17 protein-coding genes, 2 tRNA genes and 1 pseudogene are annotated in these 20,175 nt (G+C 65.8%); 4 read left to right on the top strand and 16 right to left on the bottom strand.

Features of this window, described 5'->3' with window-relative positions:
• Positions 1-85: 85 nt before the first annotated feature.
• From O9344_RS07015 to O9344_RS07005, 3 genes are all read right to left on the bottom strand, one after another.
• Positions 86-874, bottom strand: coding sequence for an ABC transporter ATP-binding protein (locus O9344_RS07015; protein ID WP_298474604.1), 789 nt, complete (start codon positions 872-874; stop codon positions 86-88).
• Positions 871-1,644, bottom strand: coding sequence for an ABC transporter permease (locus tag O9344_RS07010; RefSeq protein ID WP_298474602.1), 774 nt, complete (start codon positions 1,642-1,644; stop codon positions 871-873). The genes O9344_RS07015 and O9344_RS07010 overlap by 4 nt, the downstream gene beginning before the upstream one ends.
• A 116-nt stretch (positions 1,645-1,760) precedes the next feature.
• Positions 1,761-2,723: an ABC transporter substrate-binding protein gene (locus tag O9344_RS07005; RefSeq protein WP_298474599.1), complete on the bottom strand. Its 963-nt coding sequence runs from the start codon at positions 2,721-2,723 to the stop codon at positions 1,761-1,763.
• Between the two features lie 195 nt (positions 2,724-2,918).
• Between O9344_RS07005 and O9344_RS07000 the strand changes: the two genes are divergently transcribed.
• Entirely contained in the window at positions 2,919-3,473 is a 555-nt protein-coding gene (locus tag O9344_RS07000) for a DUF924 family protein (RefSeq protein ID WP_298474596.1), read from the top strand.
• Positions 3,474-3,476: 3 nt separating this feature from the next.
• Here O9344_RS07000 and O9344_RS06995 read toward each other — a convergent pair whose 3' ends face one another.
• The 8 genes and pseudogenes from O9344_RS06995 to O9344_RS06960 form a co-directional block, all read right to left on the bottom strand.
• Positions 3,477-3,857 carry a hypothetical protein gene (locus O9344_RS06995; protein ID WP_298474594.1) on the bottom strand — a complete coding sequence of 127 codons (381 nt, stop codon included), beginning with the start codon at positions 3,855-3,857 and terminating at the stop codon, positions 3,477-3,479.
• On the bottom strand, positions 3,850-5,385 hold the full coding sequence (locus O9344_RS06990; RefSeq protein WP_298474592.1) for a hypothetical protein: 1,536 nt from the start codon (positions 5,383-5,385) through the stop codon (positions 3,850-3,852). Before O9344_RS06990 ends, O9344_RS06995 begins: the two co-directional genes overlap by 8 nt.
• A gap of 122 nt (positions 5,386-5,507) precedes the next feature.
• Positions 5,508-5,584, bottom strand: a tRNA-Arg gene (locus O9344_RS06985).
• A 25-nt stretch (positions 5,585-5,609) separates the two neighbouring features.
• Positions 5,610-5,915 (bottom strand): ETC complex I subunit, encoded by a 306-nt coding sequence (locus O9344_RS06980; protein WP_298474590.1) that lies wholly within the window; start codon positions 5,913-5,915, stop codon positions 5,610-5,612.
• Between the two features lie 17 nt (positions 5,916-5,932).
• A tRNA-Pro gene (locus O9344_RS06975) sits at positions 5,933-6,009 on the bottom strand.
• A gap of 58 nt (positions 6,010-6,067) precedes the next feature.
• Positions 6,068-6,580: a DUF192 domain-containing protein gene (locus O9344_RS06970; RefSeq protein ID WP_298474588.1), complete on the bottom strand. Its 513-nt coding sequence runs from the start codon at positions 6,578-6,580 to the stop codon at positions 6,068-6,070.
• 18 nt (positions 6,581-6,598) lie between these two features.
• Positions 6,599-7,110, bottom strand: a pseudogene (locus O9344_RS06965) (cold-shock protein); the annotation flags it as partial.
• A gap of 251 nt (positions 7,111-7,361) precedes the next feature.
• Positions 7,362-8,144: a Sir2 family NAD-dependent protein deacetylase gene (locus O9344_RS06960; RefSeq protein WP_298474586.1), complete on the bottom strand. Its 783-nt coding sequence runs from the start codon at positions 8,142-8,144 to the stop codon at positions 7,362-7,364.
• Positions 8,145-8,174: 30 nt separating this feature from the next.
• Between O9344_RS06960 and gloA the strand changes: the two genes are divergently transcribed.
• Together gloA and O9344_RS06950 are read left to right on the top strand one after the other, a co-directional pair.
• Entirely contained in the window at positions 8,175-8,633 is a 459-nt protein-coding gene (gene gloA / locus O9344_RS06955; RefSeq protein ID WP_298474584.1) for a lactoylglutathione lyase, read from the top strand.
• Between the two features lie 4 nt (positions 8,634-8,637).
• On the top strand, positions 8,638-9,807 hold the full coding sequence (locus O9344_RS06950) for an aminotransferase (protein ID WP_298474582.1): 1,170 nt from the start codon (positions 8,638-8,640) through the stop codon (positions 9,805-9,807).
• 41 nt (positions 9,808-9,848) lie between these two features.
• On the opposite strand, the gene dnaE is transcribed toward O9344_RS06950, so the two are convergent.
• The 4 genes from dnaE to O9344_RS06930 all read right to left on the bottom strand — a co-directional run bounded on the left by dnaE (position 9,849) and on the right by O9344_RS06930 (position 16,777).
• A complete protein-coding gene (dnaE, locus tag O9344_RS06945; protein WP_298474580.1) occupies positions 9,849-13,283 on the bottom strand; it encodes a DNA polymerase III subunit alpha in 3,435 nt (1,144 codons plus the stop codon).
• A 342-nt stretch (positions 13,284-13,625) separates the two neighbouring features.
• Positions 13,626-14,354 carry an ABC transporter ATP-binding protein gene (locus O9344_RS06940; RefSeq protein WP_298474578.1) on the bottom strand — a complete coding sequence of 243 codons (729 nt, stop codon included), beginning with the start codon at positions 14,352-14,354 and terminating at the stop codon, positions 13,626-13,628.
• On the bottom strand, positions 14,347-15,615 hold the full coding sequence (locus O9344_RS06935; protein WP_298474576.1) for a lipoprotein-releasing ABC transporter permease subunit: 1,269 nt from the start codon (positions 15,613-15,615) through the stop codon (positions 14,347-14,349). Before O9344_RS06935 ends, O9344_RS06940 begins: the two co-directional genes overlap by 8 nt.
• A 106-nt stretch (positions 15,616-15,721) precedes the next feature.
• Positions 15,722-16,777: a polysaccharide deacetylase family protein gene (locus tag O9344_RS06930; protein ID WP_298474574.1), complete on the bottom strand. Its 1,056-nt coding sequence runs from the start codon at positions 16,775-16,777 to the stop codon at positions 15,722-15,724.
• Between the two features lie 109 nt (positions 16,778-16,886).
• On the opposite strand from O9344_RS06930, the gene O9344_RS06925 reads away from it, so the two are divergent.
• Entirely contained in the window at positions 16,887-18,071 is a 1,185-nt protein-coding gene (locus tag O9344_RS06925; RefSeq protein WP_298474572.1) for a GNAT family N-acetyltransferase, read from the top strand.
• A gap of 4 nt (positions 18,072-18,075) precedes the next feature.
• On the opposite strand, the gene O9344_RS06920 is transcribed toward O9344_RS06925, so the two are convergent.
• On the bottom strand, positions 18,076-20,175 hold the full coding sequence (locus tag O9344_RS06920; protein WP_298474570.1) for a Wzz/FepE/Etk N-terminal domain-containing protein: 2,100 nt from the start codon (positions 20,173-20,175) through the stop codon (positions 18,076-18,078).

Here is a 20,175-nt window from a genome sequence, read left to right as displayed (position 1 = left end):
CATGCCATGCCGGAGGACATGCGGCATGGTCAGCCCCTGCCGACGCAGGAGCCGTTGGCGCTCCCCATTGACGCGCTGGCGTGCCTCAGAAGCCGGCCTGGACCGCAATGATCGTCTCGGAGCGGATGTCCTCGGTGAGCTGTTCCTCGAGCCGGCTGAAATCCGGCGTCGTCTTCAGCTTGTAGGACCTGGGATGGGCGAAGGGGATCGCGACCTCGCTCTTGAAGCGGCCGGGCCTCGCGCTCATCACCAGCACGCGGTTCGCCATGAACACCGCCTCCTCGATGTCGTGGGTGACGAAGAGGACGGTCTTGCGGTGCTCCTCCCAGATGGAGAGCAGCAGTTCCTGCATCAGCGAGCGGGTCTGGTGGTCGAGCGCACCGAAGGGCTCGTCGAGCAGCAGGACCTTCGGGTCATTGGCGAGCGCGCGGGCGAGCGCGGCGCGCTGCTGCATGCCGCCTGAGAGCTGCTTCGGGTAATGGTTGGCGAACTGGGTGAGGCCGACCTGCGCCATCAGCTTCTCGGCGATGGCGCGGCGCTCGGCCGACGGCGTGCCGCGCTCCCGCGGCCCGAAGGCGATGTTCTCGGCCACCGTCAGCCAGGGGAAGAGCGTGTAGCTCTGGAACACCATGCCGCGGTCGGCGCCGGGACCGGAGACGGGCTTGCCATCGAGGGTCACCGTGCCGGTGGTCGGCCGGTCGAGGCCGGCGACGATGCGCAGCAGCGTGGACTTGCCGCAGCCGGAGGGGCCGAGGATGGCGACGAAATCGCCCTCGGTGACGGTGAGATCGACCGGCGCGAGCGCCTGGACGGGAGCTCCCCCGCGCACGCCCGGAAAGGTGCGCGAGACGCCCGCAACGACGACGCCGCTCATATGGTGCTCCAGGGAAACAGCTTCTGGTTCACGGCCTTGAACACGAAGTCGGAGATGAGGCCGATGACGCCGATGACGATGATGCCGAAGATCATCTGGCCGGTGGCGAGCAGCGCCTGGCTCTCGATGATCATGTGGCCGATGCCCGAGGATGAGCCGATGAGCTCGGCGACGATGACATAGGTCCAGGCCCAGCCGAGGACGAGGCGCAGGATCTCGGCGATCTGGGGGGCGGCATAGGGCACCATGACGCGGGCGACGATGCCCTGGTCGCGGGCGCCGAGGGTGAGCGCCGCCTCGACGAGGTCGCGGCGGATGGAGCCGACCGCCACCGCCACCATGAGGACGATCTGGAAGACCGAGCCGACGAAGATGACGAGGAGCTTCTGCTTCTCGCCGACGCCGGCCCAGAGGATGAAGAGCGGGATGAAGGCCGAGGCGGGCAGGTAGCGGGCGAAGGAGACGAAGGGCTCGAAAAAGGCCTCGACCGGCTTGTAGGCACCCATGGCGAGCCCCAGCGGCACGGCGACGAGGGCCGCGAGGATGAACCCGCCGACGACGCGCCAGACCGTCACGCCGATATCGACGAGGAAGCCGTGATTGGTGATGAGGTACCAGCCCTCGCGCAGCATGGTGACGGGATCGGCGAGGAAGATTTTTGGCACCAGGCCGCCGAAGGTGACCGCTGCCCAGGCCGCGAAGAAGATCACGAAGAAGGCGATGCCGAGGACGACGCGCGCCGCCGGCGATACGGGCTCGAGGGGTTTCATGGGGTCATCCGGAGGACCGAGAAGGTAGACAAGGCACGGAACGCGTCATGCCCGGCACAAGGCCGGGCATGACGATTTGAGCAGTGGCGACATCTGCCGCCGACCGGCGCTTCCGCTTACTGGATGAAGCGCGTGTCGACCATGGTGTCGAAGTTCGGCTTGTTGCGGATGATGCCGAGCTCCAGCAGAAGGTCGGCGGCCTTCTCGGAGAAGGTGCGCCACTCACCGGCGAAGAAGGTCCTGTTCGCCGCCTGGTCCTGCCAGCGCAGGTACTGGGCGGAATTGCCGAACTGCTCCGCCGTCTGGCGCACATCGGCGCCCATGATGCGGAAGGCCTCGGCCTGGTTGGTCTTGATCATCTCCAGAGCCTCGAAATAGCTCTTGGCAAGCGCCCGCACGGCGGCCTCGTTGGCCTGGATGAAGGCCGGGGTGCAGCCGAACGTGTCCATCACCATCGGATAGTCGAGGGTGGTGGCGATGATCTTGCCGGCCTGCGGTGCATTGCGCACCGAGGACAGGAACGGCTCGTAGGTCATGGCGGCATCGTTCTGGCCGGCGACGAAGGCCTGGGCGGCGGCTCCCGGCTCCATGTTGACGATGGTGACGTCGCGGATGGAGAGGCCGTTCTCCCGCAGCATCCAGGCGAGGGTGAAATAGGGCGCGGTGCCCGGCGCCGAGGCGGCGACGGTCTTGCCGCGCAGGTCGCGGATCGAATTGATGCCGTTGCGCACGGCCATGCCGTCGGCGCCATAGCTCTTGTCGAGCTGGAAGAGCTGGGTGGTGGCGATGCCGTTGGCGTTCCAGACGATCCAGGTCTCGACCGTGGTGGCGGCGCACTGGATGTCGCCGGAGGCGATGGCGAGGTGGCGGCTGGCCTGAGGGATCTTGCGGATCGTCACGTCGAGGCCGTTGCGGGCGAAGATGCCGGCTTCCTTGGCAAGGGTCAGCGGGGCGAAGCCGGTCCAGCCGGAAATGCCGATGGCGACCTTGGTCTGGGCGAAGGCCGGGCCCGCGACGGCGAGACCGAGGCCAAGCGCCGCGCCGGCCAGGAGGCGGCGCAGGGTGGACGGTTGCGACATGGTTGTTCTCCTCTGGCGGCCGTCTTGGAAAGAGCCGCTACTGCCCGCACTCTAGGTGGGCGGTTCCATGCTGTGGCATACGGATTTATGCGTATCCCACCGAAATTTTGCGCCGCAGCACGGGGATGATGGCCTTGGGTCCTGTCCAACAGCGGGGCCATGCGACAATGACGGCCTGAACGAGAGGACATGCGCATGACCGCAACGACCGCCCTGCCCGCCGCTGCCGAGGTCGTCGCCTTCTGGCGCGAGGCGGGCGAGGACGCCTGGTTCACCAAGGACGAGGCCTTCGACGCGCGGTTCCGCGAGCGCTTCTGGGAGGCGCATTTCGCCGCGGCGCGCCGCGCGCTCGACGGCTTCATGGCAAGTCCGGAGGGCGCCCTCGCCCTGATGATCCTGCTCGACCAGTTCCCGCGCAACGCCTTCCGCGGCACCGGCCACATGTATGCGACGGATCCGCTAGCCCTTTCCTTCGCCGGAATCGCGGACAAGCGCGGCGATGCCGCCCATGTCGATCCGGCCCTGCGGGTGTTCCTGTCCCTGCCCTACTCGCATTCGGAGGTGCTGGCGGACCAGGATCGCGCGGTGGACCTCACCCGCGCCATTGGCGGCGACACGCATGCCCACGCCATCGGCCATCGCGACGTCATCGCGCGGTTCGGGCGCTTTCCGCACCGCAACGCGATGCTGGGCCGAACAACGACGGCGGAGGAACATGCGTTCCTGGATGGTGGTGGGTTCGCGGGGTGAGATTTACAACCCAAGCAGATCCGACAGTTTTTTACCATACTCCGCGGCATCCTTCTCAACATCTGTCAGCACTTTTGCGCACTCATCGATAAGCTTAACGTAATGATCATAACTCCCTGAATGCCTCACAATGTCCTCGAGCTCGGACCCCATATTAGAAATATCTGCCTCATCGATCCCATTATACCACTTGCCGTCCACGTAGTATGCTACGCCGAATAAATCCTGGTCCTTTCCCGCGCCCATGTCGCTCATATATCTGTTAAATATTTCCGATACTCTCGGCCATCGTTTTTGATCAAATTTTGCTTCTCCCATACCGAAGTTGTATGAACGCTCCTCTTTGTTAATTGATCGATTGTATATGGATAGAAATTCAAGCATCCTCGAATTCACAACCATTGGATAATATGTCTTTGACACCTTTTTTTAATTTCCTATTTCGACTAAACACTCCGTGAATGTAAAATACTGCCCCTTCAACGTCTAACAATTTATAGACTCTCTGCGCTTCTGGCATTTTTGTAACAACCGCTGCGTTTGCCAATGCAGATTTTGCAATTGTTGCGTTAAATCGTCGCCGTCCAATACCGTACAGCATAGGCATTACCATATCATAACGAGCCGTTATTACCTTCTCAGCAGTTCTCGTCATCATATCATCGTCAAAACTTGCCATGCAAAGAGCAGCAAAATATTCCTGAAACGAGCGGTGAGAGAACACGTACTCAAGCCCGTCTCTCTGTATTATACACACATTCTCGTACAAATCCTGACGGACGTCTCGCGGCTCGCATCTGACTTCCGCTGCATCAATAGCTTTTTCGAGATACTGATCTAATTCTCTTTCCGTGAATCTGAATTTCTCATCTAAGTAGCTCAACAGGCATGTGTATGCTAAAATTTCTCGAAACCTCTCCTCCGGAAGCGACGATTTCAGTTGACGCCTAAAAGCTCCTTTACTTGCATCATGGCGACGAAATAGCGTAATAAATGCACGTTCGTAAAATAAGTGCCTGTCCGCGGGTATGTCTGCAAATTGATCAAACGCGATCAGCATGAGACAAGCAAGGAGCGGAATTTCAAGAAAGGATTTGTGTGTATTAAAAAGGTCTGATTCTATTGCTTCAATAAAACGCTTCTTTACGACGACATCAAAATCGGTCTTTTGTATGAGAGTTATAACTGACTCCTTGGACAACGGGCACATACGGAATATCGTAAATCGCTCCCAGCTTGGCCCATCTTCTTTTTCGCGAGTGCTGACAACTATAATATTATCTCCATACTCATCAGCCAAGCGAAGTATTTCTCGTTCTGCAGCCTGCTGTCGAGCTAGAGGCACCTCGTCTAGAGCATCCAATAATATTATAAAGCTTCCATCTCGAAGCATTGATGTAAATATCTCGCGCGAGCCCTCAGGCACCACACTCGATGAAAATATCGTACTGTATATAAACTCGTCGATTTTCTCGGGTGCACTATCGACATAGTTCCGCAGTTCGACGAATATCGGAATCCGAGAGGCTGAGCGCACAGCCATCGCGGTCCACAGAAACTTCATAAACACGCTTTTCCCAGTTCCTCCACTGCCCACTATCATTACTTTTTTCTTTTTTTCGATTAATTCGATCGCAGCAAAGTCGTCAATCTGCGATTTCTTTGACGTTTCGAAGTTTAGTGGCACGTATACGTCAAATATATTTATTGGTTCATCTTTTTCAATAAGTGTTTTTATCTGCGTACATCTCTCATAGGTCTTTTCGGCATATGATTTTAAAACCGTATCTATCGCCTTTTTGCTTTTCCTATGCTTATTGTTGAAAAAACCGTCTAGAAGGTTGCTGGCAACGATACCGGCTCCTTTTTTTGCTCCCTCCTCAAGAAGCGAGAATGCAAAACTCTCAAGCACAGCAGACCTCCTTGATTGTGCTGCTAGCGTTGAGCAACTTTTGGGCGGCGGTCAACTCCTCCAGTTGCTCAGGAGGTTGGTGTTGACGTCCGACGTCGCCTATGGAGCTGTTTTTGGGATAATGGCGATCCCGGCAGGGCTCGAACCTGCGACATTCTGCTTAGAAGGCAGATGCTCTATCCAGCTGAGCTACGGGACCGAAGGAGCCCGCCGCCGCCCCGCCCTCAATGGGTCCAGGCGCCGACGCGGTTGAACTTGAAGTTGTCGGAATAGGCGGCGAGGCGTCTCTTCGGCTCCTCGGCCTCGAAGACCTGATAGGCGAGGCCGTTCTTCTCGGCATAGGCGATGGCCTCCTCCTTCGTCGCGAAGGAGAGCTTCACCTGCTGCGCCATGTCGGTGGAGCTGGTGTAGCCCATCAGCGGCTCGACGGTGCGCGGGGCGGCCGGCTCGAATTCGAGGTGCCACTGACCGGTCTTGGCCTGTCCGGACTGGGTGGCGGTCCTTGCGGGCTTGTAGATACGGGCGACCACGGCATTCCTCCGAAGGCTGGTCGGGGCGACTGGATTCGAACCAGCGACCTAGAGTACCCAAAACTCTCGCGCTACCAGGCTGCGCTACGCCCCGTGATGCAAGGCAATAACCGAGCGCCGCGGCAGCGGCAAGCGGCGCGGCGGCTCCCGCCTCAGCCGCGGAAGAACGGGTGCTCGACCCGGTCGCCGGCGGCGATCCCGAGGCGTCTCGCCGTGCCCGCGATGACCTCCAGCACGCCCTTCACCGGCCCATTCGAGGAGATGGTCGCCTCGGAGAAGGGCGTGGTGTTCTCGGCGATGTGGTTGATGAGGCCGTTCGCCCGGATGAAGACCATATCGAGCGGAATGTAGGTGTTCTTCATCCACATGGAGACCTCGGTCTCCCGCGCGCCGAATTCGAAGAGCATGCCGCGGCCCTCGGGCAGTTCGCGGCGGAACATCAGGCCGCGCGAACGCGTCTCCGGCGTGTTGGCGATCTCGACGACGAAGGGATGGCGGGCGCCGGATCGCGTGACGATGGCGAGCTGGCCGGTTTCACCCTGGGCGAAGGCCGCATCGGCTGCGAAAGCCGGCACGGCCGGCAGCAGGAGCGCCGCGCCAAGGAGGCGGCGGCGGTCGAGCCGAAGGTCGGCGAGGGCAAGGTCGGTGGTCACGGCGCTGGGCATGGCCGCGGTTCTAGCCCGTCAATGGGAGGCTGGAAAGGGTGCACCGTCGGGCCGCACCTCGGCGGCCACAGTCCCTTCGAGCCGTCGCCGTAGCGCACCAGCACCCACTGGCCGGGGCGCAGCTCGGTCATGCCATAACGCCGGAGCGTCTCCATGTGGACGAAGATGTCCGGGGTGCCCGGGCCGCGCGACAGGAAGCCGAAGCCACGCAGGCGGTTGAACCACTTCACCTCGGCGCGCTCCAGCCCGGAGGTCGGCACGACGTGGACATGGGTGCGCGGCGGCGGCAGCTGGGCCGGATGGACCGCGGTCGATTCGTCCATGGACAGGACGCGGAAGGCCTGGAGTCCGCGCTGGCGGGCGGTCGCCTCGACGACGATGCGGGCGCCCTCATAGGCCGTCTGGAAGCCGTCACGGCGCAGCGTGGTGACGTGCAGCAGAACATCAGGTCCGCCGCCATCCGGCACGATGAAGCCGTAGCCCTTGGCCACGTCGAACCACTTGATAGCGCCGGCGACTTCGACGAGATCAGTCGGAACGGCTTCCGGGGACAGCTGCGCATCGTCCCGCAGCCGCTGACCGTCTTTGTTCACGGGGCCATTCGCATCGGAACTATCCGACGTCATCACACTCACCGCCGCGCTCTCGGGATCTTGGCCTCGATCCCTGCCAACCCTGATTCTCACCATGAGGATAGCACCCGCCTTGCGCCGGCAAAGCCCAAAATTCAGGTTTCCCGCGTCGTCCCCACACCTTTGGTGGACGAGGCGTTGACGCGCCGTCACGAAACCTGCGGGAGTTGCAGCCGTTCCATCACAGCCTCAAGCAGCGGCCCGATCTCGGTCCTGAGGACCATGGCGGCGAGGTCGTCGAGGGGCGTCGGCTCCCGGTTGATGATGACGAGGGACGCGCCGCGCTCGGCGGCCGCCGCCGGCAGGCCTGCGGCCGGGTGCACGACGAGCGAGGAGCCGATGGCGAGGAACAGGTCGCAATCGGTGGCGAGTGCGGCGGCGCGGCGCATCTTGTCCTCCGGCATGGCCTGGCCGAAGGAAATGGTGGCGGACTTCACCGGCCCTTCGCAGGCCTCGCAATTCGGCGGCTCGCCGCGCGCCTCGAAGCGCTGACGCACCCAGCCGAGATCATAGCGGCGCTGGCAGGCAAGGCAGGTCGCATAGGTGCCGTTGCCGTGGATCTCGATCAGCCGCTCCTCCGGAACGCCGGAATCCTGGTGCAGATTGTCGATGTTCTGGGTGATAATCGCGTCGAGCCGGCCGGCGCGCACCAGCGCCGCGAGCGCCAGATGGCCGCGGTTCGGCGCGGCGCCGCGATAGCTGTCATCCATGGTGAACTTGCGCCGCCAGGCTTCGGCGCGCGCCTCGCGGCTCGCCACGAAGGCCTGGAACGGGATCGGCTTGTTCTGCGTCCACAGGCCGCCCGGCGAGCGGAAATCGGGAATGCCGGATTCGGTGGAGATTCCCGCGCCCGTGAAGGCGACCGCACGGCTGGACTGTGCAAGGAGGCTTGCAAGTTCGTCCGCCGCCGTCTTCAACTCCGCATCCGCCATCGACACCTCCCGCACGAAGGGCTTCCCCCAATGCGTTACCTGCACACCATGGTCCGCGTCACCGACCTCGACCAGTCACTCGATTTCTACTGCAACAAGCTCGGCCTGGTTCAGGTGCGCAAGAACGACTTTCCGCAGGGCAAGTTCACCCTCGTCTTCCTCTGCGCCCCCGAGGACAAGGCGGCGGCGGAAGCGGCGATCGCTGCCGGCCGTCGCGACGCGCCCATGCTGGAGCTCACCTATAACTGGGACCCGGAAGCCTATTCGGGCGGGCGCAATTTCGGCCATCTCGCCTATGAGGTCGATGACATCTACGCGACCTGCGAGAAGCTGATGAAGGCGGGGGTCACCATCAACCGCCCGCCGCGCGACGGCCGCATGGCCTTCGTCCGCTCGCCCGACGCCATCTCCATCGAGATCCTGCAGAAGGGCGATGCCAAGGCTCCGGCGGAGCCCTGGGCCTCGATGCCCAATACCGGGGCCTGGTGAGCCCTTGTTCGCGCTGAATCCGCAGGTCGTCGACACCGGCACGCCGCCGATCCCCGCGGCGCGCGCCTGGATGGCCTCCTATGATGGCAGCCGTGGCCCTGCCATCGACCTCTCGCAGGCAGCCCCCGGCGCGCCGCCCCCGGCGGAACTGCTGGCCCGGCTCGGCGCGGCGGCGGCAAAGCCGGAGGTCGCGCGCTATGGCGCGATCCTCGGCGATGCGGCGCTGCGCGAGGCCTATGCGCGGGATGTCGCGGCGGCCTATGGCGGCGATATCGGCCCTGCCGATGTCGCCATCACCGCGGGATGCAACCTCGCCTTTCTCGCGGCGGTGCTCGCGGTGGCGGGGCCGGGATCCTCGGTGATCCTGCCCGCGCCCTGGTATTTCAACCACCAGATGACCCTGCAGATGCTCGGCATCGGCGTCACGCCCCTGCCCTGCCGTCCCGAGGATCGCTTCGTGCCGGACGTCGCCGCTGCGGAAGCCCTCATCGACGCGACGACGCGGGCGCTGGTGCTGGTCACGCCGAACAATCCGACCGGGGCGATCTATCCGGAGGAGGTCATCGCCGCCTTCGCGGAACTCGCCCGCCGGCGTGGCCTCGCGCTGATCATCGATGAAACCTATCGCGATTTTCTCGCCGACGGCGCCAACCGCGCCCATGGCCTCCTCGCCCAGCCGACCTGGCGCGACACGGTGATCCAGCTCTATTCATTCTCGAAGAGCTATGCTGTGCCCGGCCACCGCGCAGGCGCGATCACCGCCGGGCCGGAGGCCATGGGCGAGATTCTTAAGGTGCTGGACAGCGTGCAGATCTGCGCCGCACGCCCCGCCCAGGAGGCGCTTGCCTGGGCGATCGATGGCACGGCGGACTGGCGCGCCGCGATGCGCACGACGATCAACGGCCGCATCGCCGCCTTCGCCCGTGTCGTTCAGGCCTGCCCGGGCTGGTCCATCTCCTCGATCGGCGCCTATTTCGCCTATGTGCGGCACCCGTTCGCCGGTGTGCCGGCCGAGCGTGTGGCGGAGAGCCTCGCGCGGGAGCGCGGCGTTCTCGGCCTGCCCGGCTCCTATTTCGGCCCGGGCCAGCAGGATCACCTGCGCTTCGCCTTCGCCAATGCCGACGAGGCCGCCATCGCCGGCCTGCCGGCACGGCTGGCGGGGCTCGATCCCTGACACACCTCAGGGCCGCGGCGGGCGCCGACCGCCGTGGGCCTCTAGAGCTCCATCACCGCCTGCACGCCGGGCACCGCCTTGATGGCGCCGGCGATCTGCGGCGAGACGGCGAAGCGGCCGGGCAATTTCACCTCGACCTCGCTCGCCGCATCCGCGAGGCGGATGACGAGGCTGACTTCGCCGTCGCCCTTGCCGGGCAGGCGCTTCGCCACGCTGTCGACGGCGCCGAGATCCTCGATGAAGACGCGGAAGCCCTTCTGGACGCGCACCGCCGCCTCATCGAGCGGCTCGACCGACTGGATGCGGATGCGCACGTCCTCGCCCTGCACCTCTGCGCCGACCGCCATCAGCACGGCGCGGCCGGGCTCCAGCAGGTCGCGGTAGAGGGCAAGGCCTTCCGAGAAGAGCACGCCCTCATAATGGCCTGACGGGTCGGAGAAGGTGACGATGCCCATCTTGTTGCCGGTCTTGGTGCGGCGCTCCTGCCGGGCGGTGACGACCCCGGCGAGGCGCCCGGCACTCGCCCCCTGGCGCACCGAGCGGGCGAACTGGGCATAGGGCTCGATGCGCAGCCGCTTCAGCGCCGCCTGGTAGTCATCGAGCGGATGGCCGGAGAGGAAGAAGCCTATGGCCTTGTATTCCTCGTCGAGCTTCTCGGCCGGCAGCCAGGGCTCGACCTTCGGAACGCGGATGAGCGGCGCGCCAGAGCCGCCGAAAAGCTCGTCCTGGCCGAGCGCCCTGCCCTCGGCCTGGCGCTGCGCCTCGGCCAGCACCTGGTCGATGGCGGCGAAGGCGGCGGCGCGGTTCGGCTCGAGGTCGTCGAAGGCGCCGGCGGAGGCGAGGTTCTCCAGCGTCTTGCGGTTGAGCATGCGCGGATTGATGCGCTGGGCGAAGTCGCCGAGGTCGCGGAAGGGCTTGTCGCCGCGCGCCTGGACGATGGCCTCGACCGCCTGGGCGCCAACCCCCTTCACCGCCGCGAGCGCATAGAGAATGCGCCCGTCCGCGACGTCGAAATGCACACCCGAGCGGTTGATGCTCGGCGCATCGACGGCGATGCCGAGACGCAGCGCCTCGCGGCGGAATTCCGAGAGCTTGTCGGTGTTGGAGAGGTCGAGGGTCATGGAGGCGGCCATGAACTCCACGGGATAGTTCGCCTTGAGATAGGCCGTCTGGTAGGAGACGAGCGCATAGGCCGCCGCGTGGCTCTTGTTGAAGCCGTAGTCGGCGAATTTGGCGAGCAGGTCGAAGATCTCGTCGGCCTTGGCCTTGGGGATCGACCGCTCGACGCAGCCGGAGACGAAGCGCTCGCGCTGCTTGTCCATCTCCGCCTTGATCTTCTTGCCCATGGCGCGGCGCAAGAGGTCGGCCTCGCCCAGCGAATAGCCCGACAGGATCTGCGCTGCCTGCATCACCTGCTCCTGGTAGACGATGATGCCGTGGGTCTCGGAGAGCACCTGCTCCAGCAGGGGATGGGGATATTCGGGCTGTTCCAGCCCGTGCTTGCGGGCGCAATAGACGGGAATGTTGGCCATCGGGCCCGGGCGATAGAGGGCGACGAGGGCGATGATGTCCTCGAAGCGGCTCGCCCTCATCTCGACGAGGGCCTTGCGCATGCCGGCGCTTTCCACCTGGAACACGCCGACCGTTTCGCCCTTGGCCAGCATCTCGTAGGTTTTCGCGTCATCGATCGGAATGGCCGCGAGGTCGATGTCGATGCCGCGGCGGCGGATGAGGTCGACGGCCTTCTGCAGCACGGTCAGCGTCTTGAGGCCGAGGAAGTCGAACTTCACCAGGCCCGCCTGCTCCACCCATTTCATGTTGAACTGGGTGACCGGCATGTCGGTCTTGGGGTCTCGGTAGAGCGGCACGAGTTCGACCAGCGGCCGGTCGCCGATGACGAGGCCGGCGGCATGGGTGGAGGCGTGGCGGTTGAGGCCTTCGAGCTTGGTGGAAACGTCGAAGAGGCGGCCGATGACCGGGTCCTCGTCGCGCGCCGCCTGCAGCTTCGGCTCACCCTCGATCGCCTTGTCGAGCGTCACGGGAGCGGCGGGGTTCTGCGGCACCAGCTTGCAGAGCTTGTCGACCTGGCCATAGGACAGTTCGAGGACGCGCCCGACATCGCGCAGCACGCCGCGCGCCTGCAGCGTGCCGAAGGTGATGATCTGCGCCACCTGGGCGCGGCCGTAGCGCTCCTGCACATAGCGGATCACCTCGTCGCGGCGGTCCTGGCAGAAGTCGATGTCGAAGTCGGGCATCGACACGCGCTCGGGGTTGAGGAAGCGCTCGAAGAGCAGGGCAAAGCGCAAGGGATCGAGATCGGTGATGGTGAGCGCATAGGCCACGAGCGAGCCGGCGCCCGAGCCGCGGCCGGGGCCGACTGGGATCTCATGGGCCTTGGCCCATTTGATGAAGTCGGAGACGATGAGGAAATAGCCGGGAAACTTCATGCGCTCGATGATCGAGAGCTCGAAGTCGAGGCGGTCGCGATAGTCCTTTTCGGTGAGGCCCGGCGCCGGCCCATGGGCCGCAAGGCGCTTGTCCAGCCCCTCGCGCGCCTGGCGGGCGAGCGCCGCCGCCTCGTCGAGCGCGACACCGCCGGCTTCCTCCGTGAAGGTCGGCAGGATGGGCTTGCGGGTCTTCGGCCGGTAGTGGCAGCGCCGGGCGATCTCGACCGTCGAGGCCACCGCCTCCGGAAGGTCGGCAAAGAGCGCCACCATCTCGGCCTGGGTCTTGAACCGGTGCTCGGGCGTCAGCCGCCGCCGCTCCGGATCGGAAAGGATGCGCCCTTCGGCAATGGCGATGAGCGCGTCGTGGCTCTCATAATCACCGAGCGAGGCGAAGTAGCACTGGTTGGTGGCGACCAGCGGCAGGCCACGGCGATAGGCCTCCTCGACCAGGTCCGGCTCCACCGCCTTCTCCTCGTCGAGCCCGTGGCGCTGCAGCTCGACATAGAGGCGATCGCCGAAGGCGGCATGCAACCGTTCGAGCCTGGCGCGGGCAAGATCGCCCTGCCCCTCCCGGAAGGCCTGGTCGACCGGCCCGCCGGGCCCGCCGGTCAGCGCGACGAGCCCGCCGGCATGGGCCTCCAGCACGGAGAAGGTGACGCCCGCGTCGGCCGGGTCGGGACTGTCCATGAAGGCCCTGGTGGTGAGGGCCATGAGGTTGCGATAGCCCTCCTCGGAGGCGGCGAGGACGGCGATGCGCGGCTTGACCGCCTGGAGATTGGAGCGGCGCGGATCGACCGCCCGGTCGCCGCAGTCGAGGCCGAGGGTGAGGCCGACGATGGGCTGGATGCCCTCGCCCTTCAGCTTCTCGGAGAATTCGAGCGCGGCGAAGAGATTGTTGGTGTCGGTGATGGCCACCGCCGGCATCCGGTCGTGCCCGGCGAGCTTGGCGAGCTTGCCGACCGAGAGAGCCCCCTCGAGCAGCGAGAAGGAGGAATGGACCCTCAGATGCACGAAGGCTTGCGCGGACATCCGACCTCCCGGCGGCGCGGCCCGTGCCGCGCGACTCGTCTCCCCGGACCTTGCCGCCCGAAGGCGGCTCACGACAAGCGCGGCGACAGCCGGCCTCCCGCTATGCACAGGCTGTGTGGTCTCCTCTCAGCCGTTGAGGTCAGCCATTCAAGGCCTGGGCCCAGACGGTGAGCATGCCGGTGAAAAGGCCGAGGGCCACAAGGGCAGCGGCGTCTTCGATGAAACTGCGGATCATGTCGTCCTCCGTTTTCAGCGACGAGAACAGCATGTTCCTTTTTTGTTCTCATGTCCAGTGAAGAGAACGAAGCGCGAACACATCCGGTTACCAAACCGTAAAGATTGTCACAGCTCGACGATGAGCCCGTCGCGGATGGTCACCCGCCGGTCCATGCGGGCGGCAAGGTCCATGTTGTGGGTCGCGACAACGGCGGCGAGCCGCGAGGCGCGCACCAGCTGGCCGAGCGCCGAGAAGACGTGATCGGCGGTCTTGGGGTCGAGATTGCCGGTCGGCTCGTCGGCGAGGAGGATGCTCGGGGCGTTGGCGACGGCGCGGGCGATGGCGACGCGCTGCTGCTCGCCGCCCGACAGCTCGGCGGGCCGGTGGGTCTGGCGTTCGCCGAGGCCGAGATAGGTCAGAAGCTCGGAGGCCCGCGCCTTGGCCTCCTTGTAACTGAGGCCGCGGATCATCTGCGGCAGGACGACGTTCTCCAGCGCCGAGAATTCCGGCAGCAGGTGGTGGAACTGGTAGACGAAGCCGATCTCGTTGCGGCGAATGCGGGTGCGGTCCTTGTCGGCAAGCTTCGAGGTGGCCTTGCCGGCAATATAGACCTCGCCGGCATCGGGCGCCTCAAGCAGGCCGGCGACGTGGAGCAGCGTCGACTTGCCGGTGCCGGAGGGCGCGATGAGGGCCACGGTCTCGCCGGGCCAGATGGCGAAATCGACGCCCTTAAGGATTTCGAGCGGCGCGCCGGCCTCGGTGTAGCGGCGCTCGACCTTGTCGAGCCAGAGGACCGGCGCCTCCTCTTTCGGGGCGCTGGCGGCCGGGCGGTCGGCGTTCACGACATCACTCATAGCGCAGCGCCTCGACCGGATCGAGCTTGGCGGCCCGCCAGGACGGGTAGAGCGTCGCGAGCAGCGACAGGGTGAGCGCCATCACCAGAACCGAGAGCGTCTCGCCGGTGGACATGTCGGCGGGGATCTGGGTGAGGAAGCGCACCGTCGGGTCCCACAGCGTGGTGCCGGTGATCCAGGAGACGAATTCCTGGATCGACTGGATGTTGAGGCAGACGAGGACGCCCAGCGCGAAGCCGGCGAGCGTGCCGACCACGCCGATCGAGGCGCCGGTGATGAGGAAGATGCGCATCACCGCGCCGCGCGTCGCGCCCATGGTGCGCAGGATGGCGATGTCGCGGCCCTTGTCCTTCACCAGCATGATGAGGCCTGAAATGATGTTCAGCGCCGCGACGAAGACGATGAGCGTCAGGATCATGAACATGACGTTCCGCTCGACCTGCAGGGCCGAGAAGAAGGTGGCGTTGCGCTGGCGCCAGTCGACGATGAAGACCGGCCGCTCGACGCTTTCGGAGACGCGGCGACGGTACTCCTCGATGCGGTCGGCATTGTCGGTATAGACCTCGATGGAGGAGGCGTCGCCGTCGCGGTTGAAATAGGCCTGGGCCTCGGTGAAGGGCATGAAGACGAAGGCCGAGTCATACTCGGTCATGCCCACCTCGAAGATGGCGACGATCGGATAGGCCTTGATGCGCGGCGTCATGCCCATGGGCGTCGAGGAGCCCTTGGGCGAGACCAGCGTCAGGCTGTCGCCGAGGCGCAGCGACAGCTGGTTGGCGAGCCGCTGGCCCACCATGACGCCCTCGGTCGTGTCGAAATCCTGCAGCCCGCCCTGCTTGATGTTGGTGGAGATCAGCGGCAGGCGCCTCAGGTCCTCGGCGCGCATGCCGCGGACGATGGCGCCACCGGCATTGAAGGCGGAAGAGGCCAGCGCCTGGCCCTCGATCACCGGGGCGGCGAGCCTGACGCCCGGGATCCGCATGAGGCGCGTCGCAACGGCCGCATAGTCCGTCAGCGGCGTGTCGATGGGCTGGAGGACCATGTGGCCCTGGACGCCGAGGATCTTGCCGAGCAGCTCCTTCCGGAAGCCGTTCATCACCGCCATGACGATGATCAGCGTCGCAACGCCGAGCATGATGCCGACGAAGGAGAAGCCGGCGATGACCGAGATGAATCCCTCCTTCCGCCGCGCCCGGAGATAGCGCAGCGACAGCATCCACTCGAAGGCGGAAAAGGGGCGTGTTCCGTTGGCGTCTGACATCGACCGTTCATGCTGGGGCTGACCGCGACGGGCGGCCCGCGTCACAAACTATCTGATTCAGGCCTTCTCGCGACGGGGGCGCAGCGGAAAATCCGGTGGAGGCCGCTCAGGCCGCATTCACCCTGCGGAACCTGTTGAAAAAGGCGAAGGCCGCCCCCGAGAGCAGCACGTCGAGATAGCGCAGCGACTGGAAATGGCCGTTGAGCGACACGCGGGGCAGAGCGGTCAGATGGTCGGCATGCTCGGCGAAGAGCACACCGGGGCGGGTCGTCACCGCTGTCGTGAAGCCCGCCTCCCGGGCAAGGGCGAATTCGCGCGGCCCTGCAGAGGTCGGGTCCCCCACCGGATAGGCGAAATGGCATACCGGCCTGCCGAGTTCGTCCTCGACCCGCGCCTTGGAAGCGACCAGCTCCTGGCGGACCGTCTCCTCCGGGAACTTGGCGAGCATCAGGTGCTCGACCGTATGGGCGCCGAAGGTGACCAGAGGGTCGGCGCCGAGCGCCCTCACCTCGTCCCAGGTCATGCAGAGGTCGCGGCAGATGTCGCGGAAATCGATGCCATGGCGGGCGGAGAGGTCGCGGACATAGGCGCGCAGCTCTGTCTCGGGCAGCGACCGCAACCACCAGTAGATCTCGCGGAAGGCCTCGGTCTTCAACGTCGCGGTCGAACAGTCGAAATGGACGGAGCGGCCGGCAATGGTGGCGGTCACGGCGCGCTGGGTGCGCACCGTATGTTCGAGCACCAGCCACCAGAGCTCGCCGCGCCGGTCCATGAACGAAGTCGGCAGGTAGATGGTGAAGGGTGCGCCGTGCTTCTTCAGGATCGGATAGGCGAATTCGGCATTGTCGCGATAGCCGTCGTCGAAGGTGAAGGCGACGAAGGGCCGCCCCTCGCCTCCGAGGGCGATGCGGCCGGGAACCTCGTCCATGGTGACGATATCGAAGCCGGACTGGCGGACGCGCTCGATGACGCCGTCGAGATAGTCCGGCGTCACCTCGAGAAGTGCATTGGGCGCGAAGTCCCGCGCCTCGCCCGGGCGGACGTGATGGAGCATCAGGATGGCGCCGATGCCACCGGTGATCGGGCGCAGCATGCGGTGCGCCCCCGTCAGGTAGAGCGCTTCCAGACCAGCCTTGAAGACGGACGTCCTGACCCCGCTCATTCCCGAGCACCTCCCATCAGCTTCTCAGCAAAAACCCGGACTCCGATGGTGCCAACCATTTCTTGAGACTTCTTTGACAGCCTACAACCCTGACACGAGGGCGGAGTTGATGAGCCTGGTCGCCGAGATCACCGACGCGCCTTCGCGAACGGCCGCGCCCGCCCTGCCCTTCGCGGTCAGCATCGTCGCGGATTTCGGCGCGGCACGCGAGGCCTGGCAGGCGCTGATCGCCGAGGCGCCGCATAGCGGCTACCAGCTCTTCGCCTGGCAGGAGGCGTTCCAGCACCATCTCGGCGCCGGCGAGACGACCTGCATCGCCATCGTCAGCGATCCGGCCGGCCGGCCGCAGGCGCTGCTGCCGCTCACCATCGCCCGGCGGCGCGGCGTGGCCACGGCGTCGTTCATCGGCGGCAAGCACGTCAATTTCGCCATGGGCCTGTGGCGGCCGGCTTTTGCCCGCTCGCTCGACGCTCAGGCCGTGAGGTCCATCCTCCTGGAGGTCGCCAACAAGGCCCCCGCCGCGATCGATGTCTTCGCCTTCGCCAACCAGCCGCTCGCCTGGGCCGGCCAGTCCAATCCGCTGGCGCTGCTGCCGCACCGTCCCTCACCCTCCTTCGGCTATCATCTGGCGCTCGGTCCGGACGCGGAGGCCGTGCTGGAGCGCGTCGTCTCATCCTCCTCCCGCCGCAAGCTGCGCAAGAAGGAGCGCGCCCTTGCCGATGAGGGCGCGGTCACGTTCACCGTTGCCCGGGACGCTACGACCATCGCCCGCTTCACTGATGCCTTCCTCGCCCACAAGGCGGCCCGTTTCGCCGAACTCGGCATCCCCAATGTGTTCGCCGAGCCCGGCACGCGCGCGTTCATCCTCACGGCAGCGGCCGGCGACACCCCAGCCATCGAACTCTGCGCGCTGATGGTCGGCGACGAGCCGGTGGCGCTGTTCGGCGGCACCATCGCCGCCGGGCGCTATTCAGGCATGTTCAACGCCATGGCGCCCGGCCCGCAGCAGCGCCACAGTCCCGGCGAACTGCTGCTGCATCATCTCATCCGCCATTGCTGCGAGCGCGGCCTCACGGTCTTCGACCTCGGCGCCGGCGAAGCCGACTACAAGAGCCATATCTGCGACGGCACCGATGCGCTGTTCGACCTCGCCGTCCCGGTCACCGCCAAGGGCCGCATCGCCGCCCTCGTCCAGGATGTCGCCGGTCAGGTGAAGCGCCGCATCAAGCAGTCGCCGCGCCTCTGGCCGCTGATCGTGCGGCTGCGGCGCCTGCGCGGCCGCCTCTCCGCCTGAGCCTTCAGGCCGCGACCGCCTCGTCCTCTTCCGCCGCCAGCATCACCACGACCGGCTTCAGGCCGGCGCCGACGAGCCGCGCATAGGCGGCTTCGACCGCGGGATTGCGGGCATCGCCCTCGGCCACCACCACCGCGTCGTCGCCGAGGCGGCAGAGCGCGTCGAAATCGGCGGGGCTCGCCGGCAGGCGACCGGCGGCGATCACCACCGCGTCATAGGACCGGGCGAGCGCGTCGATGACGAACTCCGCCATGTCGGGCTCCACCGCGCCGAGCGTGCCGCAGGGCACGAGATGGGCCGAGGACATGGGATCCTCATGAATGATGGCGCCGATGCCGGCCTGGCCGGCGGCAAGGTCGGACAGGCCGGGGGCCGCAGGTCCGGCAAGGCCGGAAAGCGGCGCCTCGGCCGGATCGCAGTCGACGAGGACAGTGCGACGGCCGGCGCCGGCGAGCTCGCGGGCGAGGGCCAGCGCCACGGCTGAGGCGGCGAGCGCGTCCATCGCCCCGGTGACCAGGGTGCGGCGCGCCGCGCCGGGATGCGGCTCGGCGTCGAGCAGGCGGGCGAGTTCGCCAATGCTGTCGGGCTGGGCCACCGGCACGCCGAGGCCATGGTCGTCGCCGGTCGCGGCCAGCGGCGGCGCGGCAATCGCCCCGTCGAGATGCTGGTCTGCCGGATGCGCTTCATCCTCCGCTGATGCGGGGGTCGCAGGACGCCCCTCGCCTGCCAGCAGTGCAAGGGTCGCGGCCACGGCAATCGCGAGGATGAGCGTGCCCAGCGTGACGATGAGGATGGTCGGCACCTTCTTCGGGAAGGCCGGGACATTAGAGACAAGGGCGCGCGAGATGATCCGGGCATCGGCCGGCAGGGCGGCGAGCGTGTCGCGGGCGGAGGCGTCGCGGTAGCGGGCGAGCAGGGTCTCGAGCTGGTCGCGCAGAGACTTTGCCTCGCGCTCCAGCACGCGGAGTTGCACCTCCTGCTCGCTCGCCTGACTCGCCTGGCGCTTCACCTGGTCGAGGGTCTGCTGCAGCGCCTCGACGCGGGCACCGGCAAAGCGGGCGTCGTTCTCCAGAACGCGCACCAGCTTCTCGGCCTCCGAGCGCATCTGCGTCTCGAGGCTCGACCGCTGGGCCTGCAGCTCGGCGATGCGGGGATGGCGGGGCCCGAGCGTCGAGGACTGTTCGGCGAGTTGGGCGAGGACTGCGGCGCGCTGCTCGGTCAGGCGGCGGATGATCTCGGAATTGATGACGTCGCCCGATTCGATCGGGCGCCCCGAGCGCAGGAAATCGCGCAGCAGGCGCGAACGGGTCTGGGCGTCGGACTGCTGAGCGCGGGCGGAGGCGATCTGGCTGTTCACCTCGGCGAGCTGCTGGGCGGTGAGGCTGGTGTTGTTGGAGCCAACAAAGAGATTTGCGCGGGCGCGGAAGGTCTCGACGCGACCCTCGGCCTCCTCGACCTTGCGGCGCAGGCCATCGACCTCGCCAGAGAGCCACTGGCTGGCATTGCGGGTCTGGCTGCGCTTGTTCGCCTGCTGCGCCTCCATCACCGCCGCGGCAATCGTGTCGGCAGCGCGCGCGGCGAGCAGCGGATCCTGCGATTCGAACTGCACGGCGACGATGCGGCTCTTGTCGACCTGGAAGGCCGAAAGCTTCTCGAAATAGGAGCGCAGCACCCGCTCCTCGGCCGTCATGCGAAGCGGATTCTCCATCAGCCCGAGGGCGATGAAGACCTGCTTGACGGGATTGAAGCCGCGCAGGGCCGGATCGAATTCGGGCTTGCCGGAGAGTTCGAGCTTTTCCGCGACGGCTTTGGCGACATCGCGGGACAGGACCAGCTGGACCTGACTGAGGACGGCCTCCTGGTCGACCGCGGTGCGGTCACCCGACGAACGGTCGCTTTCGGGGCGCGTGTAGGGCGACTCGCCGCTCTCGACGAGGAGGCGGGTCTCGGAGCGATAGGTCGGGGTGGTGAGGGTGACGGCAATGAAGGAACCGGCGAGCGCGACGAGCGCCGGCGCGACGATCCAGACCCGGCGGGCCCAGAGCGCCTCGACAAGGCCCTTCAGGTCGAGGTCGACCAGAGGCGCCCGATCCCGCAACGGCAT

It is taken from the genome of Phreatobacter sp. (assembly GCF_027532945.1).
In the GTDB taxonomy this organism is placed as follows: Bacteria; Pseudomonadota; Alphaproteobacteria; order Rhizobiales; family Phreatobacteraceae; genus Phreatobacter.
The sequence above is the reverse complement of the archived record's forward strand: the minus strand, read 5'-3'. Positions and strand labels throughout refer to the sequence as shown.